Here is a 1,865-nt window from a genome sequence, read left to right as displayed (position 1 = left end):
TAAGATCAACACGACCTAGAGGCTGTTGCTTTAGGTTCCGACCGCTGGGAGCTGCGCTTGACCAACACGGGCACCACCATTCCCCTCGAAGAACAAGAACGCATTTTCGAGCAGTTTTATCGCATCCCCCACTCGGATCCCTGGCAGCAGGGGGGAACAGGCTTGGGATTGGCTCTGGCCCAAGCCATTGCCAACCACTTGGGCGGCTCTTTGCAGGTGGAAAGCACTGCCCACCAAACCACGTTTATTCTTTGCTTGCCCGCAGCAGAATCTTGTTGACGATTCGGTTTGGGCCACTTATGGTGAGATTTACCATATGGGGGGCAGGGTGAAGGTAGCGCTGTTGCAACTGAACTACATCGTCGGCGATCTAAGCGGAAATGCCGAGCGCATCCGTTCGGCAGTCGAGGCAGTGGCGGCGGCGGGAGCAGAGTTGGCCATCACCTCGGAGCTGGCGTTGCTGGGGTATCCACCTCGCGATTTGTTGCTCTACCCGGCCCTGATCGAGAGAGCGAACCAAGTTTTGCAGCACTTGGCCAGTCGGCTACAGGCCAGCATTCCGGTGGTCGTGGGATCCGTGCAGCCCAATCCTCTGCCTGAGGGTCGGCCCCTTTACAATGCTGCTGCCTGGCTGGAGGGGGGCCAGATCCGCCATTGGTTCCAGAAGTCGCTCTTGCCCACCTACGATGTCTTCGACGAAGATCGCTATTTTGAGCCGGGATCCCAGCCCCAACCCATCGAGTACCGTGGCCGCCGCCTGGGCTTTACCATTTGTGAAGACATTTGGAACGACCGCGATTTTTGGCAGCACCGCCGCTACCACTGGGATCCGGTGGAAGAGATGGCCCGCTGCGGTGCCGACCTGCTGATTAACCTCTCGGCTTCCCCCTTCAGCCTAGGCAAACAGAAGTTGCGGGTGGAGATGCTGGGATCCCTGGCCCGCAAGCACGCCCTGCCCATTCTCTACGTCAATCAAGTGGGGGGCAACGACGATCTCATCTTCGATGGGGCCAGTTGTGCCCTAGATCGCCGGGGTCGGGTTGTGGCCCAAGCGGCTGCCTTTCAGCCGGATCACCTCATCCTGGATGTGGACGAGTTGACGCAGTCTCCCAACCCAGACCAGAATCCACCGACCGCGGGATCCCGCTGGCCGACCGAGCCGGAAGCTGAGCTGTACGAGGCGTTGGTTTTGGGCACCCGCGATTACGTCAGCAAATGTGGCTTTCGCGAGGTGCTATTGGGCCTGTCGGGGGGGATCGACTCTGCCGTCACTGCTGTGATCGCTGCCGATGCCTTGGGGCCGGAGCGGGTGCTGGGGGTGCTCATGCCCTCTCCCTATTCCAGCCCTGGCAGCCTGACCGACGCCTACCAACTGGCGCAAAACCTGGGGATCCCGACCCTGAAGCTGCCGATTCAGTCCATCATGGAGAGCTACCACCAGCTTTTGGCAGAGCCCTTTGCCGGCCTCCCCCCAGACATCACGGAAGAAAACCTGCAATCTCGCATTCGCGGCACCCTCCTCATGGCCCTTTCCAACAAGTTCGGGCGGCTGCTGCTGACCACAGGCAACAAATCAGAGCTAGCAGTGGGCTACTGCACCATTTACGGGGATATGTCCGGCGGCCTGGCGGTGATTTCCGATGTGCCCAAGACCTGGGTGTACCGCTTGGCTCGCTGGATCAACCGACAGCAGGAGCGGATCCCGCTTGCTACTCTGACCAAGCCCCCCTCAGCGGAATTGCGACCCGGCCAACAAGATAGCGACAGCTTGCCCCCCTACGATTTGCTGGACAAGATCCTGCAGCGGCACATCGAGCAGCATCAATCCGGCCCGGAGTTGGTGGCTCAAGGGTTCGATCCCGACA

General features: G+C 60.2%; 1 protein-coding gene and 1 pseudogene. Both read left to right on the top strand.

What is annotated here, in order from left to right; genetic code table 11:
- Positions 1–48 precede the first annotated feature (48 nt).
- A pseudogene (locus NW819_RS05070) lies at positions 49–279 on the top strand (ATP-binding protein); the annotation flags it as partial.
- 37 nt (positions 280–316) lie between these two features.
- Positions 317–1,865, top strand: a 1,549-nt coding sequence (locus NW819_RS05065; RefSeq protein ID WP_414413083.1) for an NAD+ synthase, incomplete at its 3' end; no start/stop codon positions are given.

It is taken from the genome of Synechococcus sp. R8-2, from assembly GCF_047461715.1.
In the GTDB taxonomy this organism is placed as follows: Bacteria; Cyanobacteriota; Cyanobacteriia; order Thermostichales; family Thermostichaceae; genus Thermostichus.
The sequence above is the reverse complement of the archived record's forward strand: the minus strand, read 5'-3'. Positions and strand labels throughout refer to the sequence as shown.